We start from the raw sequence: 317 nt of genomic DNA on the forward strand, positions 1-317 counted from the left end.
AAAAAAGGGCGTACGAAATCAGAAGTGGATGAAATTATCCGTTGGTTGACAGGATATACCCAGGATGAGTTGGAAGCTCAGTTGGAAAAACAGGTAGACTTTGAGACATTTTTTGCTGAAGCTCCGCAATTAAATCCGAACCGGGTTTTGATTAAAGGAGTAATATGTGGTGTTCGAGTAGAGGAGATTGAAGATCCGTTGATGCAGAACATTCGTTATCTGGATAAGTTAATAGATGAGCTAGCAAAGGGAAAGTCTATGGAGAAAATCTTGAGAAAATAATCATGAAAAAAGAGGAAAACAAGAGCAATATTCTG

1 protein-coding gene is annotated in these 317 nt (G+C 38.2%); it reads left to right on the top strand.

The window, feature by feature from the left end; translation table 11 throughout:
- Positions 1-282, top strand: a 282-nt coding sequence (locus DSM465_RS0118035) for a DUF2200 domain-containing protein (protein WP_029761994.1), incomplete at its 5' end; no start/stop codon positions are given.
- Between the last annotated feature and the right edge of the window lie 35 nt (positions 283-317).

It is taken from the genome of Geobacillus thermodenitrificans subsp. thermodenitrificans DSM 465, assembly GCF_000496575.1.
Lineage (GTDB): Bacteria > Bacillota > Bacilli > Bacillales > Anoxybacillaceae > Geobacillus > Geobacillus thermodenitrificans.